Origin of the sequence: Bacillus swezeyi (genome assembly GCF_001969815.1) — a bacterium.
Lineage (GTDB): Bacteria > Bacillota > Bacilli > Bacillales > Bacillaceae > Bacillus > Bacillus swezeyi.
The window spans coordinates 1-16,582 of the sequence record NZ_MRBK01000021.1 but is presented as its reverse complement, the minus strand read 5'-3'; the positions used below and the strand labels follow the sequence as shown (position 1 = coordinate 16,582).

Below are 16,582 nucleotides of genomic sequence, written 5' to 3'. Positions count from 1 at the left end.
AGAACCGTAAACAAGATCGATTTTATACTACAAAACTACGTAATAATAGTGTATAATTCATTTATGTAATGCATTACATTTTTCGTTAAACAAAAGTATTGCAAATTGTGGTTTGTTTTTTAAGCATCTTGCATAAACTAAAAAAGACCTGACTGCTGCAACAGTCAAGTCTAAAATTGTACACAAAGTAAATGATCAAAGGGGCCTAGCTCCTAGGTACACAAACATTTGGCCACCCTTAAAGTTTAGTAGCTCAAGGGAGGTCTACTTCTTTTTAAGGTATGTCAAAAACGCAAGGATAAACATCCCGAACATGAACATCAAAGATAAACTTTGAAACGTTGACATCATAGGCTAAACCCCCTTTCATTAGGGAGTGAGCTAGTTTACCTTTGAGGAGTTATAACTTTATGTACTGCGTCTATTATACATGATTTATTTGGAAAGCACATTCTTTTTTTGAATGTGCTTTTTTGTATTTCAAAAATTTTAAAAACAAAGGAGCCAATGAACATGAGCGAAAAACAAAACGAAAAAGTATACGATCTTTCTTTCTTTATGCCAGGACAGACAGAGGAATCGGAGGAAGTTAAAGTGCCAATTTCAAAGCGTTTTAAAGACAAAGACGGTAACGTTATTCCTTTTGTTTTTAAAGCCATCACGACAGAGCGCATCGATGAGCTGGAAAAAGAGAATACAACCTATAAAAATGTGAAAGGCCGAGGCCGCGTGAAAGACCTGGACACTCAACGTTTCTATGCACGAATTGCGGTTGAATCTACTGTTTACCCAGATTTCTGTTCAAAGGAATTGAGAGAAGCGTATAAAACACCTGATCCGGTGGAAGTTGCCAAACGTGTGCTATCCGTTGGTGGTGAATACGCGAACTGGCTTCAGAAAGCTATTGAGATTAATGGTTTTGAGGATGACCCCGAAGATTTAGAAACAGCTGTAAAAAACTAATCAAGGATGGGAATAAGGAGGCCGTGTATTTGTATTACTGCATGCATGAGCTTCATTATTCTCCATCCCAATTACTAGAGATTTATGAAGCGCCGCGAAATTTCAAGGCGTTTTTATTTGGGCTTATTGGTCACAAGCTTGAAGTGCTAGAAAAAGAGGCAAAGAAGGGAGGTAAATAGATTATGGCCAGATTATCCGCACGATTTGATTTGCAGGATCGCATTACCTCTCGTTTACGTGTTATCCGGGGTGAGATGACTCGTATTGATAGACTCAGACAAAGGACTGAGCAACGCCCTTTTGTTATTCGTGTAAGAGACAGGGCCAGTCAAACGTTGAGAAGAATTCATATGTTCATTCTCCGAGATATCGGGAGGTCTCATCAGCTTGTGTTGTCTGTGAAGGACTTGGCGACACGATCAATGCAAAAAATCAATCGGTTTATTGCTCGGAGGATGCCGCATACCCATGAAATTATGATGAGAGTCGTTGACCGGGCAACACCACCGATTCAGCGCCTTAGACGCTATTTGGATCGTCACTTATCCGGCCCACGCCGAATCATTATTGAGGCAAATGATCGGGCGACGGCCGTCATTCGCCGTATCTCCAGGTATGCAAGGGATCAGCTGGGAAGAGGCTATAATGTCACGGTTCGCGCGGTAGACATGGTAACGAGAACCGTCAATCGTATTGTCTCAAGCGCAAGGCGTGAAATTCCTGAATACTACAGGTCAAGCATTCAAGCCATTGATCGATTTACGGCACCTGCCCGTCGAATTACTTCTTTTGCAAATGAGCATTTGAATCGCACATGGACCACAACAGTTAAGGTGTTAGACCTTGCAACAAAACCCCTAAGAGCGATCGCTTCCGCGGCAACTTCAACACTTGGAATTCTCGGTGTAGGGGCTGGGTCGACAGGCGGAATTGTGGTTCCTTTAAAGATGGTCGCTGATCGTCAAAATATGACGACGGCATTTGAAACCTTGCTCGGAAGCCGAGATGCGGCCAATAAAAGGTTGGACGAGTTAACAACTTTCGCCGGCCAAACTCCGTTTACACGGGATGAAATTTTCGAATCAAGCCGAGTGCTGCAAGTCTTTACCGGAAATGCTCTTTCAACTGCAGAAGGGATGAAACTTGTCGGTGACGTGGCTGCAGGTGTGCAGCGGCCATTCTCGGAAGTCTCTCTTTGGATGGGTCGCCTTTATGATGGTATCAAGTCGGGCCGTCCGATCGGGGATGCTACGGCAGCCCTGCAAGAAATGGGGGCCATTTCTGGTCAGACGAGAAACAAACTTGAGAAATTAGCGGAGAGCGGAGAAGACATTTCTAAAACTTGGCCGCAGGTAACAAAGGAATTCAGCAAATACAATGACATGATGGTCAAGATGTCTGACAATCTCGCTAACTTATTTTTAGGAGTAAAATCATTTATCAATAACTCCATCCTCATGCCATGGGGAAAAGGGCTGGCAGAGGCTTTTCAGCCTGCTCTTGAAGCGTTTAGAGAATGGCGCGGTGAATACTCTTTTGTACTGACAGACCTTACAAATAAAGCTCAGAAGGCAGGAAAGGGCTTTGCAGAAAGCTTCTTGAATCCGACGAAAAATGTATTTGGCTTCATCGGTGAACAGTTCAAAATCCTTTTTCCAGGAGAGCTCACAAAAAAACAAAAGAAAGAGTTCGAACTGAAATTTAAAGAAGATCCTGAACTGAAAAAACGGTTTGATCAGCTGCAAAAATACAGGGATATGGATTTTGAAACCCGCTGGCATATTGTTCTCGACAATACGAAGGATGTCTTCGGAGAATGGTGGAGAAAAACAGGCGAACCCGGCTTAATTAAAATGGCGGGCAATCTCGGTAGTACCTACGGCGGTGTTATAAACGGAGTGATAAATGGTCTCTTAGGGATAGATGATAAATCATCCGAAAATGGCTTTGTCAATGCAGGAACAAAAGCCGGCCGTCAATTTATTATCAGTTTTGTTGATGCTCTTGATCCAGTTGAACTATCAGTGCGGATTGCAGGAAAGCTGGCCAAATTAAATTGGGATGCGGTCACTGGACAAGGTTCTGTCGGCGGCGCTCTTCTCGCTGATGCCTTCGCTCTAGCTTTTATCGGTAAGATTGGCCACCTTCTAAAACCTGTTGGGAAGCTTATTTCTGGTGTTTTCGCCGGATACAAGTGGTTAAAAAACAGACCGGGTTCCGGCGGAGCAGGTGCTGGACCACTCACATCCTCCGGTAGGAACAGGAGAGGTGGAAGAAGGGGAGAGTACCGAAACCCTTGGTTTGGCCGAGATGAAAGGGTTTCTCCATCTAATCCAAATCAAGCCAGAGGTGGCGGCTTCTTACATAGAGCAGGCAGAGGGGCAAAATCAATCGGTAAACGTGTTCCTATCTTGGGAAGCGCACTCGCAGCAACTGAGCTAATCGGCATAAATAAGGACAACGCGGGTGAAAAATTAGGCGGTTTTGGCGGCGGTCTTGGAGGATCAGCTGCTGGAGCAAGTGCCGGGGCTTCACTTGGAACCCTAATTGCGCCGGGAATTGGAACCGCTATTGGTGGTGTTCTTGGAGGTGTCGCCGGCGGTATCGGTGGTTCGGACCTTGGAAAAAGCATCGGAAAGTGGTTTGATGACGGCGGTATCCTGAAAACATGGGATTCTCTTGTGAAAAAATCAGAAAAAACATGGGGTGAAATTCAAAATACATGGGAGAAAGTATCTGACTGGTTCAAAGATAATGTGTCAGATCCAATCTCTAAAGCTCTTGATGATGCCCTCACCTGGATTCAAGACACATGGTCAAGCGTCACATCTTGGTTCCAGGACAACGTTTGGACTCCTTTGATCAAACCCGTCGTTGATTTTGCCATTCAGGTCTGGGATTGGTTCGTCCAAGCTTGGACTTGGATTCAAAACACTTGGAACGCCGTATCAACCTGGTTTAATGATAACGTTTGGACTCCTTTCTACAATGTCGCTGTAAGAGTCATTAACAATGTCGTTGGTTTCTTTACGGTAGCTTGGTACACCATTCAGCTGGTATGGGGGATTGCTTCATCATGGTTTATGGAATATGTTTGGGATCCAATATTGTCACATGTCGTTCAGTTTGCAATAGATGTGTGGGGGTGGCTTGTCCAAGCATGGAATTGGATTTCTGAAACATGGTCCACTGTCTCAGCATGGTTCATGGATTATGTTTGGAATCCAGTATTGTCACACGTAGTCCAATTTGCAATAGATGTGTGGAATTGGCTCGTTAAAGCATGGAACTGGATTTCTGAAACGTGGTCCACCGTTTCAACTTGGTTCGTCGAAAACGTCTGGGACCCAATTCTTGTTCCGGCCATACACACGGCAACCACCATTTGGGACTGGCTTGTTAAAGCATGGAATTGGATTCGTGAAACTTGGGAAACCGTATCAACATGGTTTGTTGAATATGTCTGGGACCCCATTTTAAAACCAGTCATTAAACTGGCTAAACTGATCTGGAACAAGTTTGAAGAAGCGCTAGAAAATATTAAAGAAACCTGGAAGGGAATAGATGAGTGGTTTCATAAGCTTCTGGATCCCGTTTTGGATCTTGCTAATGATATAGGCACTGCTTTTCAAAATGCATTTGGTTGGGCCGGTGAGGTCTGGAAAAAAGCACAAGAATTAGGCGGATTTTTAAAAGAAGGCTGGAACAACCTTATATATGGTGACAATGAAACAACTTTTGAAAAAATCGGTAAAGAAAAGACTGGTTTTGAGCGGAAGAAGAAACCAGACAAAAAGGCTACAGGTGGATATATCACAAAACCAACTATCTCCTGGATCGGTGAAGCCGGAAACGAGTTCGTCATCCCAACTCAAAATAACCGCGGTCGCGGAAAAATGCTTATTTCACAAGCAGCAACTCAGCTTGGCATGCAGGTTGTCGATGATATTGGTTCGGCATCCACTGATGCAGGAACTGTAACACCAATTTCAAGTGCTGCATCTTATTCTGCTTCAGTCACGCCTTCGATGAATGCGGGCGGCGACATTACCAATCAAGCAACGTCTTTTGGTCAGCAATTTACAGAAGGGTTTAATGAAGGATTAAATTCGAACGTTGTCTCTATGGAGGATTGGAAGCAGAAAAATATTCAAATGCCATTTAACAACCTTATTGCGATTTCTCCATCCTTTGGGAAAAATGTTGTAACCGGATACGCGGTGGGGCAAAATGCAACGGCGACCGGAACGGATGGTTTCCTGCAGTCCAAAGTCAAAACACCATTTCAAAATACGGTCAATACGTCTTCTTCTTGGGGCGTGAATACTGTCAAAGGATTTGCAGCTGGTCAAAATGCAACACATACAGGTACGAACCAATATGTCAGTACACATATCAATAAACCATTCCTTGATGCTAAACAGTCATCAAGCGGTTGGGGATCTGGCATGGTCGGCAATTTTGTGACGGGTATGAATTCAAAAGCCAGTGAAGTGAAAGAAGCCGCCAAGGAATTGGCGAAGAAAGTGGAACAAGCCTTCCGCGATGAATTGGATATCCATTCTCCATCCCGAGTCATGATGAGCCTCGGGCGTTTTGCGTCTGTAGGTATTGTGAAAGGTCTAAGCTCTATCGATGTGAAGAGCTTCGCCGAAAAACAAGCCGGATCTCTTGCTGCAGCTTTCGCAGGGATGGGGTCAGTCGGGGGTAACGTAAAAGAATGGCTGGCTAAAGCCCTTATGATCACAAGAACCCCATTGGGTTGGCTCGGTCCATTATCTCAGATGGCTATGCATGAATCAGGTGGGAACCCGCGGGCCATTAACCTATGGGATAGCAATGCCAAGCGCGGTACGCCGTCAAAAGGGCTAATGCAAACAATTGATCCAACCTTTAACGCCTATAAGATGAAGGGGTTAAATGATATATGGAATCCGATTCATAATGCTGTGGCGGCCATTAATTACATCAAAGCTCGATATGGTTCAGTTTTTAATACACCGGGAATGAGAAGTAAGCGAAATGGTGGCGGCTACAGGGGTTACGCGAACGGCGGGTTAATCTCCGATGAACAAATTGCCCGCGTCGGCGAAGGCGGAAAGCGAGAATGGATTATTCCAGAAGAGCGGGGCATCCGCGGCCGCTATCTGCTTTCCCAAGCAGCGCAAGCTCTTGGCCTTGATATATATGATCCGTCAGCTTCGCAGAATGGCATGTCGTCTGATCAAGTGGATATTGCTACTTCTGGTCAGTCCGGGGCAACAACTGTCGTACCTTCTGGAATGAAAGAAATCAATGTCAATTTTAATGGTGACCAGCATTTTCACAATGATCAAGATGTTGATCGCTTGATTGATAAAATTAAACAGGCCTTAGTTGATGAATTAGAGGAGGACATCAACATTGGAACGAAGGGAAGTGTAGCTTTTGACTAAATCTGTTTATGAATTTTGGCTATCGCAGGGGAAGGAAAAGCTTCGCTTCCCCGTTCTCCCTGAAAAAATAGACGTGACCAATAACATGGCGAACGAAACCGTCAAAGTGGCCAAGTTTGGCGAGGTCACATTCATCAATGATCCGAACACCAAGACAATTTCTTTTTCGTCTTATTTTCCGAAAAAGTATTCCCCTTTGGCTGAATACAAAGGATTCCCTTCACCGGAAAACGCGATTGCAACGATCGAGCGGTGGATTAAAAATAAAAAGCCGGTTCGCTTTCTCGTTACCGGAACGAAGATCAATTTAAATTGCAGTATTGATTCCTTTACTCATCATGAAGGCCAAAAAGACATTGGCGATCGTGACTTTGATATCACATTAAAGGAGTATAAAACAGCGTCTCCGCGAAAGATCAAGCAAAAAAAGATGACGAAAAAGAAACGGCCGTCAAAGTCAGCCCCAAAGGTATACACCGTGAAAAAAGGAGATACCCTTTGGCATATTGCTGGCCGGTTTTATGGAAACAGCCTGAAGTGGCGAAAAATCTGGAATGCAAACAAAAAAGCCATGATCAAGCGGAGTAAGCGGAACATTCGGCAGCCTGGTCATTGGATTTTCCCTGGCCAGAAATTAAAGATACCTCAATGAGGATAGGTGAGCCGATATGATTGAACTATTCGTGATTACAGAAACGGAGTGGCGGGAGCTTGTCACTGAAAGTGTTTCGCTTGAAGGACAACGATATAAGGCTCCGCGTTCCATTCAGGCGACAATCGTAGTCAAACAGGGTGATCAGACATATTACAGTGTTCAGGAAGGTGATACGGTCTTATTCAAGTGGAAAGGGAAAGAGCTTTTCCGAGGAATTGTGTTTTCCCGGATTCCAGATGAACATACATTGGTGTTCACTGCCTATGATATGCTGCAGTATCTTGTGAAAAATAAAGATGTCTATGTTTTTTCAAACAAGCGGGCAGATCAAATTGTCCGGCGGATTACCAATGATTTTCAGATTCCAAAGACCTCAATCGCAAATACAGGGTATACGATTAAATCTCTTGTTTTTAAAGATGATACATCGCTTTATGACATCATCTTTAAGGCATTAAAGGAAACGAAAAAGCAAACAGGGAAAAACTATCAGCTCTATTCATCCAAAGAAAAGCTAGGTTTGCGGGCATGGCCCGATCCTTCAGAAATATGGGTGTTAGAAACCGGCGTCAATATTACGGATTATCAGTATAGTACATCTATAAATGACACAGCGACACGCGTAAAAATGCGCCGGCAGAAAGACAATAAAACCTATACGGCCACCGCGAGCGATAGTTCCGGAATGAAGAAGTATGGGGTTTTGCAGTATGTCGAGACGGTATCAGATAACATCAACCAGGCGCAGCTTCAGCAGCGGGCCAAGGTCAGGCAGTCGCAGAAAAAAGGTGTCAAAAAAGAGCTGAAAAGTATTCAGGCTCTTGGGATTCCGGATCTTCAAAGTGGTATGCCGGTGTATATCTCTATTCCGGAAGCCGGCATTAAACAAAAGTATTGGGTCGATAAAGACAAGCATGAATTTAAAGGCTCTAAGCACACCATGACAATTGATGTCGTCTCTAAAAATAATACTCCTGCAGGTGTTTCATCATGAGGTTAAGTGATGCCATAAAGGAATTGGCTCTCGGTGCTGTTGAAGCTGAGTCACCAGTCGATGTGATGCCCGCGAAAGTCGTATCGGTTTCACCTCTGAGCATTAAAATCCGGGACAACGACAAATTAGTAATCCCTTCAGATTTACTGGTGGTTGCTGAACATTTAACGGAACATACGAGAGAAATAGAGCTTGATGGAGAGAAAAAAACGATTCGTTTTTACAATCAATTGAATACAGGAGACCATGTGATGATTGCGGCCATGCCAGGCGGGCAATCTTTTTATGTGATCGATAAGATATAGGAGGTGTCTGACTTGGCGCTTTCCCCGGAAGTAGAATTTGAAGATATTGAAGATGACAGTGACGTTATTGAGACCTCAAAAACATTCAAAATTGATTTTAAGTCCGGCCGAATAACAAATGAGATGATAAAGGGGCTTGATGCCATTAAACAGATGGTCTATATGGCCCTTCGAACGGAACGCTATGCTTATCCCATTTATAGTCACGACATCGGAAATGAGCTGCAGGAGATTCTTTCTGACAATGAAACAACCGATGCCTATAAAGAAATGGAGATCCCGCGGCTGATCGAGGAGGCTTTGATTTTCGACGAAAGGATCACGGCCGTAAAAGATTTTGAGATCGAGAAGATAGAAGACGCCTTTCATGTGTCGTTTACGGTTGAAACGGACGAAGGGGCCTTGGAAATCGAGGAGGTGATCGGTGAAGATGTTTGAAGATCAGACGTTTGATGAGATTATGGAGCGCATGCTCGATCGTGTTCCTGCTGATATTGATAAGCGGGAGAATAGCGTCATCTGGAACGCGCTGGCTCCTGCGGCCGCTGAACTTGCTCAATCCTATATCTGGCTGGATACAGTGTTAGAACTGGTCTTCGCAGATACTGCGCAAGGTGAATTTTTAGACAGGCGGGCCGCTGAAGCAGGATTGGAAAGGCAGCCGGCAACGAAAGCGATTAGAGCCGGAATATTTACGAAGGGCGTCCGCCTACCTGTCGGTTCTCGCTTCTTTGTAGATAATTTATATTTTCAGTTTACGAAGGGTGGAAATTTAGAATGTGAGACGGCTGGAGAAGCCGGGAATGCCAATTTAGATGGGCGTTCTCTCCTTTCTCTCGATACGATTCCTGGACTCGAGTCAGCTGTCATGGGGAAACTTTTGGTACCAGGTAAGGAAGAAGAAACAGATGAAGAATTGTATGCGCGATATTCCGTTCGAGTCCGAAGGGAAGCCGTAAGTGCAAATAAACAGCACTATAAGCAATGGGCCGAAGAGGTAGACGGCGTTGGCCGGGCAAAAATATTTCCTCTTTGGGATGGAGACGGAACAGTTAAAATCGTGATTACAAATGCCAAAATGGAACCTGCTTCGGATACCTTGGTCGATAAGGTAAAAGACTATATCGATCCTGATCCCGGTAAAGGGGAAGGGCAGGCCCCGATCGGTGCGACGGTTACCGTAGAAAGCGCAGTATATAAAAAGGTTAACATTGATGTCACTGTTGTTCCGGAGCCTGATTATAAAATAGAGGATGTCCAAAAAGAAATCGAAGAAAAAATACAAAGCTTTTTTAAAGAAATTGCATTTACGGAAAGTATTGTTCGGCTTTCAAAGATCAATAACATTGTGTTTAACGCGGACTCCGTCAGCGATTATTCTGATGTGAAAATAAATGGGGATACCAAAAACTTAGAGCTGAAGGATGAAGAAATTCCGAAGCTTGGGACGGTGACAATCCTTGAGCAAGATTGAAGAAATGGAAAACTATTTGCCACCCTTTCTCACAAAAATAAGAGAAATGAGTGAGATTCTGCATGCTGAAGCACCGGAATTTGAGCAGCAGAACAGCGATATTTTTGATCTAACAGATCAGCTGTTCATTACAACAGCGACATGGGGCCTTGATCGATGGGAGGCCCTTTTAAACGTGGCCAGAGAACCCGGGGATTCAACAGAAATTAGGCGTTTAAGGCTCATTTCTAAAACATCGAATATTCCGCCGGCTACTTATCAGGCGATTGAACAAGCCTTGAATCGATTTTTAAAGAATCCTTCGGCCCAAGTCCGGTTGCTTCCGAAGGAGTACCGGTTTAATGTAGATATCGACATTGACGACCTGCAGAATGTCAGAGAGCTCATTGAAACACTTGAAAATATGAAGCCTGCCCATCTTGCCTATACATTTCGGCCGGGCTTTAATGAGCACCTGAAAATCAAGGATACAGTCACGATGAATCGTCGGAGATATCGAAAAATAAAAGAACTCCGGGTCGGTTACTCCGTTACACTCGATAATAATGAGGTGGTTTTAACATGATCACAAAAGATTACAGGGCGCGTGTGGCTGCCGATCTGAAAAGCAGGATCAAAAAGGTTTTGTTGAATGGGAAAGAAACCAAAATTGCCGATATCACGATCAGCGGCACGACCGTCACGGTTCTGACCAAACGTGAGGAAGATGTCAACCATATTGAAAGTGTCCAGATCGTCGATGATCAAGACAATGTGATCACAGAACGAAGCCCCGATCTGGATGTCAGCACCAACCGCACACTAGATTTCCGGTTTACTTTTGAGGTGGTGGAATAAATGGCATACCAAGCAAAGACTGACTGGCTCCCGGATGACCCCATAAACGAAGATGACGTCAATCGCTGGGAAAAAGGCATTAAAGAGGCGCATACCGATTTGGCTGCCCATAAAAATGATCTAAATAACCCGCACGAAACTACAAAGTCTCAAATTGGGCTTGGGAATGTTGAAAATGTTAGGCAAGCCTCTAAAAAGGAATTTCAGCAGCACGCAGGTGATACAAAGATTCATATATCAGAAGATGAAAGGATAAAGTGGAACGCCAAGGAAACGCCTGCTGCCGCCCAGAAGAAAGCAGATCTCGCGGAAGAAAACGCCAAAACATATGCAGATCAGACGTTCACAAATGAAAAATTAACCGTTTTGCCGGCTTCAAAGTCTATTCAAGATGCAAGAACACCAGGAAGTGAATATCCTATTGGCATCACCATCATGGATATCGGGCAGGACAACACAACAGGCTATCCGCTTGCTTATGGTTTTGTAAAAAACGAGAATTTTTCAACCTATCGTTTTACGCAGTATTTTTATGGAAACGGAAATGGCTATTTGAGTACATGTGTCTGGGTAAGACAGTGGTATATCTCTAAAGGGTGGACAGGCTGGCATAAAATCTCAGGGCTCGCATATACCAGAGCCACCATAAATGTCAAACAAAAATTAGATAAAGGGACATATAACAAAATAAAATTCAATCAGAAGATCACCGACAGCCATAATGCTTTTAATACAAGTAACAATCGATTTGTGGCCCCAAATGACGGCATGTACTTAGTAGAATCCGGTTTGTATATAGATAGTTTCCAAACCTATTCAAATTTTGAACTGACGATTTATTTGAATGGTAAACAGTATAAAAATATTGCCCATTATAGACATAAACCTGAAGGTCCATCGACGTCTAAAGAATTTGGAGTGGGTGTTTATGGATCTGGAACGGTTCCTATGAAAAAGGGTGATTACCTTGAAATGTATATGTACGTTGGGTACGACGACGTGACCCGTTATATTTCAGACAGAAATGAAGCCTATAATTATTTTGAAATTAGAGAAACGGGGGGCGTAAATCCATCACTTTTTTAGGGGGAGGTTTTTTTGATTTTATATGATGCGATTAAGTGGAAATATCCTGATGCCACACCCAACAAAGACTTTGTACTAAGAAACGACGGGGATGGCCCATATATTGAACAGTGGAATGTAAGAGCACCCATTCCGACAGAAGAGGAATTACAGATATGGTGGAAAGAATCCCAAAAGGGTCGATCTTTCGTGCCGCCTGATTCATTTTAAAAGTGAGGACCAAGAAAAGCCATGAACGAGGGCTTTTTTATTTTGCCTTTTAGGGGGGTGATCTATGGAGGCGTGCTTCATCCATTCGATTAGCCTGAATCAAATATACAGAAATAGAGGAGGATGAACATTGGCTAAATATAATTTTTTGTTTCCATTGGATGCTGATTCAAGAGCAGGTGCGGTGAAACCATTTCGAGAGGGAGAAACTGATTTTGTCGTTCCTAACATGAATGTCAGCGGTGGCGCAGAGCTGCTTACCAATCTACCTTTAAAAGCAACAGAGGTTTTTAACCAGTATGGGCAAGACCGACTTGGAGATGTGCTCATTTCAAAAGTGAGAGGCTTTGCTTTTGCAGATCAGGCAGGCTCTTTATATGTAGAAGAAAGCGATAATATGAATTCTTGGTCCACAGTGAAATCTCTTGATGTATCAGAAAATGCATTGGGTGATACAGGGTGGGTTTATCTATCTAAAAGATACTATCGTTTCCGCTATGTAAATGGCAACCTGGAGCAGTCTGACTTTGCCCTTTATCAGTCACTTGGTGCCGGTGAACAGGATGTCCGTGTTTCAGGAGGATTAGAGACTCCCTCATTAGAGATTCCGGCTGACGGTCTTCCTATTAAAGCACTTAAAACAAATATTTCAGAGAGCTTTTTAGAAGAGGAAACGATCGCAGCAGGCGACTCCGTTTATCTAAACATTGACGCAGTCGGTCACCAGCTTGGTCTTGCGGTTTACCTTTATGAAAAGACGAATCTGAGCATTCGTATGACCTACATCATCCCAGGGACAAGCAACTATACATTGAAGGAATATGAAGATGTCATCGTTTTAGAAAATAATGACCGGGACGCTCAGAAGGTTGATCTATTGTCTGCTTCCCCGCGGATCATGCTGACCAATAATGGAGAAACAGATGTAAAAGTGAAAAATCTTGTGGTTACTCATTTCTTGTAAGGAGATCACACCGTAAAAAACGGTGTTTTTATTTTGCCTCAAAGGAGGTGAAACCGATGTGAGAACAGGAGGATTAAGGGAGATGTCGCAAACAAACGAATACGATGTATTTCAGAAAGAGATCACAGAGATCAAGGCGGATCAAAAAACGCTTGAGAAGCGTGTCAGCACCCTAGAAAGAACATCTGAACGCCACGATCAGCAGATCATTTCAATTAACGAAAAGCTCAACAAAATTGAAGAAAACACAACATGGATTAAGCGCAGCATCACGGGCGCAATCATTACAGCGGTCAGCACTGGCATCATCGGAGGCGCGATCGCTGTTTTTTATAACCTGCTTCAAAAATAAGGAGGAAAACATATTATGAAAAACCAAGACAAAGGCACGGTCGTCCGGACGGTGCTTCTTTTTATTGCATTGGTAAACCAAACGATGATCATGTTTGGGAAGACAGCTCTGCCAATCAGCGAGGACCAGGTCAACACGTTGGCGGATGCTCTATACTTAGCCGGCTCCACGGCGTTTACAATCATCACATCGGTTGTTGCTTGGTGGAAACACAACTATGTCACAAGTAAAGGAAAACAACAAAAAGAAGTTCTGAAACAAAAAGGATTAACGAAATGAGGTTGCCAGCTGGCAGCCTTTTAATTATTTTTTTAATAATTTTAAGGAGGATTTTTTATGAGAATTAAAGGCATTGACGTATCACACTGGCAAGGGAATATCGATTGGAAGAAGGTTGCAGCGGATGGGATCAAATTTGCCTTTATTAAGGCGACAGAAGGGACAACTCTAAAGGACGAGAAATTTGAAACGAACGTTTCAGGTTCAAACGCCGCGGGGATTAAAACGGGAGCTTACCACTTTGCACGATTCGGTTCCAAGTCAGAAGCATTGGCAGAAGCCGAGTTTTTTCTGTCAGTTGTCAAAAAGGTCAATCTCTCTTATCCGCTTGTACTTGATCTTGAAGTGAATCAGAGGAATGTCAGCAAATCGGTTTTGACAGATGCAGCAGTGGCCTTTTTACTGGAAGTTGAAAAAGCCGGTTACTTCGCTATGTTTTACAGTGGCAAGTCTTTCCTTGAGAACTGTCTTGATGAATCCAAACTGAAGCCTTTTGCGTTATGGGTTGCCCGTTATAATTCCGTACTTGGCCGTCATGCAGATATCTGGCAGTATTCTTCTAGCGGAAAGGTATCAGGCATTTCCGGTAATGTTGATATGAACATATGTTATCGAGACGGGTTGCGGGCGCAGGCATCTGTAAAAACAGAAAAAACATATGAAGTAAAACCTATTTCAAACAAAAAGTCAGGGAAATCCAACACGACTTACACTGTCAAAAAAGGAGATACACTTTCAGGCATCGCGCAGAAATATAAAACAACTGTCAAAGCTCTTCAGAGCCTAAATAACATTAAAGATGCGAATAAGATTTATGTTGGCCAAAAATTAAAGATTAGCAGCAGTGCTTCAACAGCATCGAATAAAAAACAGTATTACACAATCAAATCTGGCGACACTTTATCAGGAATCTCCAAAAGTTTCAATACATCAATTAAGACGCTGCAGTCTTGGAATAGCATCAAGAATGCAAACAAGATTTATGTTGGACAAAAGATTCGTGTAAAATAAAGTTTTCTGAAGCCTCTTCTCGCATGTGAGAGAGGCTTTGTTTTGTCATACGTTTGCCACCTATAGGTGAAGGGAACTAATGTTCTTTTTTTCTAAAAATTTAAGTTGAACTGTTTTATTTTGTTTCATTATTGGATATAATATAATCTAACTATGTGCTGTGGAGGGGTTTCGAATGAATGCTCAATATTTGTCTGTTCATGTGGTGCATGATTTTATTGTTAATCGTCCGCCCTCCGTTAACAGTTTAGACGATCGTGTTATTGCTCAAAAAATTGTTTATCTGGCTGGACAGATGGGTGTTCAGTGTGGAGACTATGAATTTTCTTGGTATAAAAAAGGACCATATTCTCCAGCATTGACTCGTGTCCTATATGATGAAAGACATAATCAAAGCAATATTGATACATCTCAATTTAAAATTAAGGATGCGCTTAAGGATCAATTATTGCCGTTAAAACAGGCTATTGAACAAAATCGACTGGGTTTATCGGAAGCTGATTGGATTGAGCTTCTGGCTTCAGTTCATTTCTTATATGAAGAATATTCATATTTAGGATTAAAGTTTGTGTTGGATAAATTAGTTTCGGAAAAACCTAAGTATGAAAGGTTTCAAGCTAAATATGCCTTAGATATTCTTGCCAAAATTGGTATTGTTGATTAAGATTAAGATATAAAGTCTTAATCTTTTTTAATTGGAGGAAGAAATGCATATCAATAAGGCTATAGATGCATGGAATGAACTAGAGGAATCTGTTGATTTTTTTAATGATATAAATTTGTCCGAAACAGATCTAAGATGCAAAATTATTGATCCACTCCTAACAAAGGTATTATCTTGGGATGAACCACATATTAAAAGAGAACCCAAAGTTTCAGCTGGGTTTATTGATTATTACTGTAAAACTACTCGCAATGAGTTTGTTATAGAAGCCAAAAGCAACAAAGTAGATTTTTGTCTTAATCAAAGATCTAGTCCCCAACCTTTAATTTCAAGTAATCTCCAAAAAACTAAATTGTCACTTTATAATGCAATTGAACAGGCGAGGAGTTATGCCAAGGAGAAAAATTGTCCTTTTTGTGTTGTTAGTAACGGACTAAATATTATTTTTAGCAAAACATATTCACCACACGATAGAAGTATTGATACTATCGCCTTTGTAGGAAAAGATTCGATAAACAGGAATTTTCATAAGCTATATGAAATGCTCTCTCCTTTCAATGATGGTTATTCGTATTTCGTAAATCTCTTAGAAGAAGGAAAAGTCGTTCGACAAAAGCCTCTTTTTAGTAAGTCGATATCAAATGAAACGTACAGAAAAGACAGGGTCGGATATAATCCATTATCTGCTCCTTTGACACCTATACTTACTAAATATTTTAGAGATATAACCCACGATAAAAAATTAATGCAAAAAGTTTACTGTAATAATCAAAATCTTGATTCATATGGGCAAGACCTAAAGAAATATATTAAAGGACGTATTCCCCTACTAGGACTTCCTTTTGAAGCTGTAGATCAATTGGAAATTTCTGATGAATCAGCAGGTAAATTTGAGCGAGATTTAATAATGCAGTTTCAAAAGAATAATGATTTAAAACAGGGACATGTATTTGTTTTATTTGGAAATTTAGGTGCAGGGAAAAGTACATTTATAGAACGATTTCACTCCCAATTATTAAGAGGATTACATAGGAACTTAATTTGGTGTTATATTGATTTTCAAACCTGGTATGGGAATGTAGATGATGTTGAAACAAAGATATTATCAGATATTGAGAAACAATTAAAAAACATCGATCAAATTGATATTAATGAATTTGATACATTACAGGAAATATACAAGGATGAAATATCAGATAAGTTAAAAGGAACTTGGAAGGGCTATAGGAATGAACCTGATAAACTGGAACAAAAAATAGGAGATTTTATAGAAAGATATCAAGAGAATAAAAAGATACATATTGAAAAAATCATGAACTATTTAATAACTTCTAACTTTGAAGTGTGTCTTGT

At 41.9% G+C, this 16,582-nt stretch carries 18 protein-coding genes and 1 pseudogene; 18 read left to right on the top strand and 1 reads right to left on the bottom strand.

Annotated elements, in window-relative coordinates; genetic code table 11:
- Positions 1 to 264: 264 nt before the first annotated feature.
- Positions 265 to 348 carry a putative holin-like toxin gene (locus BTA30_RS24160; RefSeq protein ID WP_275667118.1) on the bottom strand — a complete coding sequence of 28 codons (84 nt, stop codon included), beginning with the start codon at positions 346 to 348 and terminating at the stop codon, positions 265 to 267.
- A gap of 165 nt (positions 349 to 513) precedes the next feature.
- On the opposite strand from BTA30_RS24160, the gene BTA30_RS16925 reads away from it, so the two are divergent.
- The 18 genes and pseudogenes from BTA30_RS16925 to BTA30_RS16845 all read left to right on the top strand — a co-directional run.
- Positions 514 to 963: a phage tail assembly chaperone gene (locus BTA30_RS16925; protein ID WP_076762489.1), complete on the top strand. Its 450-nt coding sequence runs from the start codon at positions 514 to 516 to the stop codon at positions 961 to 963.
- Positions 964 to 992: 29 nt separating this feature from the next.
- Positions 993 to 1,142, top strand: coding sequence for a hypothetical protein (locus tag BTA30_RS22805; protein ID WP_094777351.1), 150 nt, complete (start codon positions 993 to 995; stop codon positions 1,140 to 1,142).
- A gap of 3 nt (positions 1,143 to 1,145) precedes the next feature.
- Positions 1,146 to 6,398 (top strand): transglycosylase SLT domain-containing protein, encoded by a 5,253-nt coding sequence (locus BTA30_RS16920; protein ID WP_083696877.1) that lies wholly within the window; start codon positions 1,146 to 1,148, stop codon positions 6,396 to 6,398.
- Positions 6,391 to 7,050 (top strand): LysM peptidoglycan-binding domain-containing protein, encoded by a 660-nt coding sequence (locus BTA30_RS16915; RefSeq protein WP_076762487.1) that lies wholly within the window; start codon positions 6,391 to 6,393, stop codon positions 7,048 to 7,050. Before BTA30_RS16920 ends, BTA30_RS16915 begins: the two co-directional genes overlap by 8 nt.
- 16 nt (positions 7,051 to 7,066) lie before the next feature.
- Entirely contained in the window at positions 7,067 to 8,047 is a 981-nt protein-coding gene (locus BTA30_RS16910; protein ID WP_076762486.1) for an XkdQ/YqbQ family protein, read from the top strand.
- On the top strand, positions 8,044 to 8,352 hold the full coding sequence (locus tag BTA30_RS16905; RefSeq protein ID WP_076762485.1) for a DUF2577 domain-containing protein: 309 nt from the start codon (positions 8,044 to 8,046) through the stop codon (positions 8,350 to 8,352). The genes BTA30_RS16910 and BTA30_RS16905 overlap by 4 nt, the downstream gene beginning before the upstream one ends.
- Before the next feature lie 12 nt (positions 8,353 to 8,364).
- Positions 8,365 to 8,790, top strand: coding sequence for a DUF2634 domain-containing protein (locus tag BTA30_RS16900; RefSeq protein ID WP_076762484.1), 426 nt, complete (start codon positions 8,365 to 8,367; stop codon positions 8,788 to 8,790).
- Entirely contained in the window at positions 8,783 to 9,826 is a 1,044-nt protein-coding gene (locus BTA30_RS16895) for a baseplate J/gp47 family protein (protein WP_076762483.1), read from the top strand. Before BTA30_RS16900 ends, BTA30_RS16895 begins: the two co-directional genes overlap by 8 nt.
- Entirely contained in the window at positions 9,813 to 10,391 is a 579-nt protein-coding gene (locus BTA30_RS16890; protein WP_076762482.1) for a putative phage tail protein, read from the top strand. The genes BTA30_RS16895 and BTA30_RS16890 overlap by 14 nt, the downstream gene beginning before the upstream one ends.
- Positions 10,388 to 10,663, top strand: a complete 276-nt coding sequence (locus tag BTA30_RS16885; protein WP_076762481.1) for a hypothetical protein — start codon at positions 10,388 to 10,390, stop codon at positions 10,661 to 10,663. The genes BTA30_RS16890 and BTA30_RS16885 overlap by 4 nt, the downstream gene beginning before the upstream one ends.
- A complete protein-coding gene (locus BTA30_RS16880; RefSeq protein ID WP_076762480.1) occupies positions 10,664 to 11,749 on the top strand; it encodes a hypothetical protein in 1,086 nt (361 codons plus the stop codon).
- Between the two features lie 12 nt (positions 11,750 to 11,761).
- Positions 11,762 to 11,950 (top strand): annotated as a pseudogene (locus BTA30_RS16875) (XkdW family protein); the annotation flags it as partial.
- Positions 11,951 to 12,089: 139 nt separating this feature from the next.
- Entirely contained in the window at positions 12,090 to 12,923 is an 834-nt protein-coding gene (locus BTA30_RS16870; protein WP_076762478.1) for a hypothetical protein, read from the top strand.
- An 82-nt stretch (positions 12,924 to 13,005) separates the two neighbouring features.
- Positions 13,006 to 13,275, top strand: coding sequence for a hemolysin XhlA family protein (locus BTA30_RS16865; protein WP_076762477.1), 270 nt, complete (start codon positions 13,006 to 13,008; stop codon positions 13,273 to 13,275).
- Positions 13,276 to 13,290: 15 nt separating this feature from the next.
- Positions 13,291 to 13,554 (top strand): phage holin, encoded by a 264-nt coding sequence (locus BTA30_RS16860; protein WP_026586553.1) that lies wholly within the window; start codon positions 13,291 to 13,293, stop codon positions 13,552 to 13,554.
- Between the two features lie 57 nt (positions 13,555 to 13,611).
- Positions 13,612 to 14,565, top strand: coding sequence for a glycoside hydrolase family 25 protein (locus tag BTA30_RS16855; RefSeq protein ID WP_076762476.1), 954 nt, complete (start codon positions 13,612 to 13,614; stop codon positions 14,563 to 14,565).
- A gap of 175 nt (positions 14,566 to 14,740) precedes the next feature.
- On the top strand, positions 14,741 to 15,229 hold the full coding sequence (locus tag BTA30_RS16850) for a hypothetical protein (RefSeq protein WP_076762475.1): 489 nt from the start codon (positions 14,741 to 14,743) through the stop codon (positions 15,227 to 15,229).
- A gap of 43 nt (positions 15,230 to 15,272) precedes the next feature.
- Positions 15,273 to 16,582: type I restriction enzyme HsdR N-terminal domain-containing protein (locus tag BTA30_RS16845; protein ID WP_142243715.1), on the top strand; the 1,310-nt coding region annotated here is incomplete at its 3' end.

Coding starts and splice junctions, on each gene's coding strand:
- BTA30_RS24160 (WP_275667118.1), bottom strand. CDS start 348: ATGTCAACGTTTCAAAGTTTATCTTTGATGTTCATGTTCGGGATGTTT.
- BTA30_RS16925 (WP_076762489.1), top strand. CDS start 514: ATGAGCGAAAAACAAAACGAAAAAGTATACGATCTTTCTTTCTTTATG.
- BTA30_RS16920 (WP_083696877.1), top strand. CDS start 1,146: ATGGCCAGATTATCCGCACGATTTGATTTGCAGGATCGCATTACCTCT.
- BTA30_RS16910 (WP_076762486.1), top strand. CDS start 7,067: ATGATTGAACTATTCGTGATTACAGAAACGGAGTGGCGGGAGCTTGTC.
- BTA30_RS16905 (WP_076762485.1), top strand. CDS start 8,044: ATGAGGTTAAGTGATGCCATAAAGGAATTGGCTCTCGGTGCTGTTGAA.
- BTA30_RS16895 (WP_076762483.1), top strand. CDS start 8,783: ATGTTTGAAGATCAGACGTTTGATGAGATTATGGAGCGCATGCTCGAT.
- BTA30_RS16885 (WP_076762481.1), top strand. CDS start 10,388: ATGATCACAAAAGATTACAGGGCGCGTGTGGCTGCCGATCTGAAAAGC.
- BTA30_RS16880 (WP_076762480.1), top strand. CDS start 10,664: ATGGCATACCAAGCAAAGACTGACTGGCTCCCGGATGACCCCATAAAC.
- BTA30_RS16865 (WP_076762477.1), top strand. CDS start 13,006: ATGTCGCAAACAAACGAATACGATGTATTTCAGAAAGAGATCACAGAG.
- BTA30_RS16860 (WP_026586553.1), top strand. CDS start 13,291: ATGAAAAACCAAGACAAAGGCACGGTCGTCCGGACGGTGCTTCTTTTT.
- BTA30_RS16855 (WP_076762476.1), top strand. CDS start 13,612: ATGAGAATTAAAGGCATTGACGTATCACACTGGCAAGGGAATATCGAT.
- BTA30_RS16850 (WP_076762475.1), top strand. CDS start 14,741: ATGAATGCTCAATATTTGTCTGTTCATGTGGTGCATGATTTTATTGTT.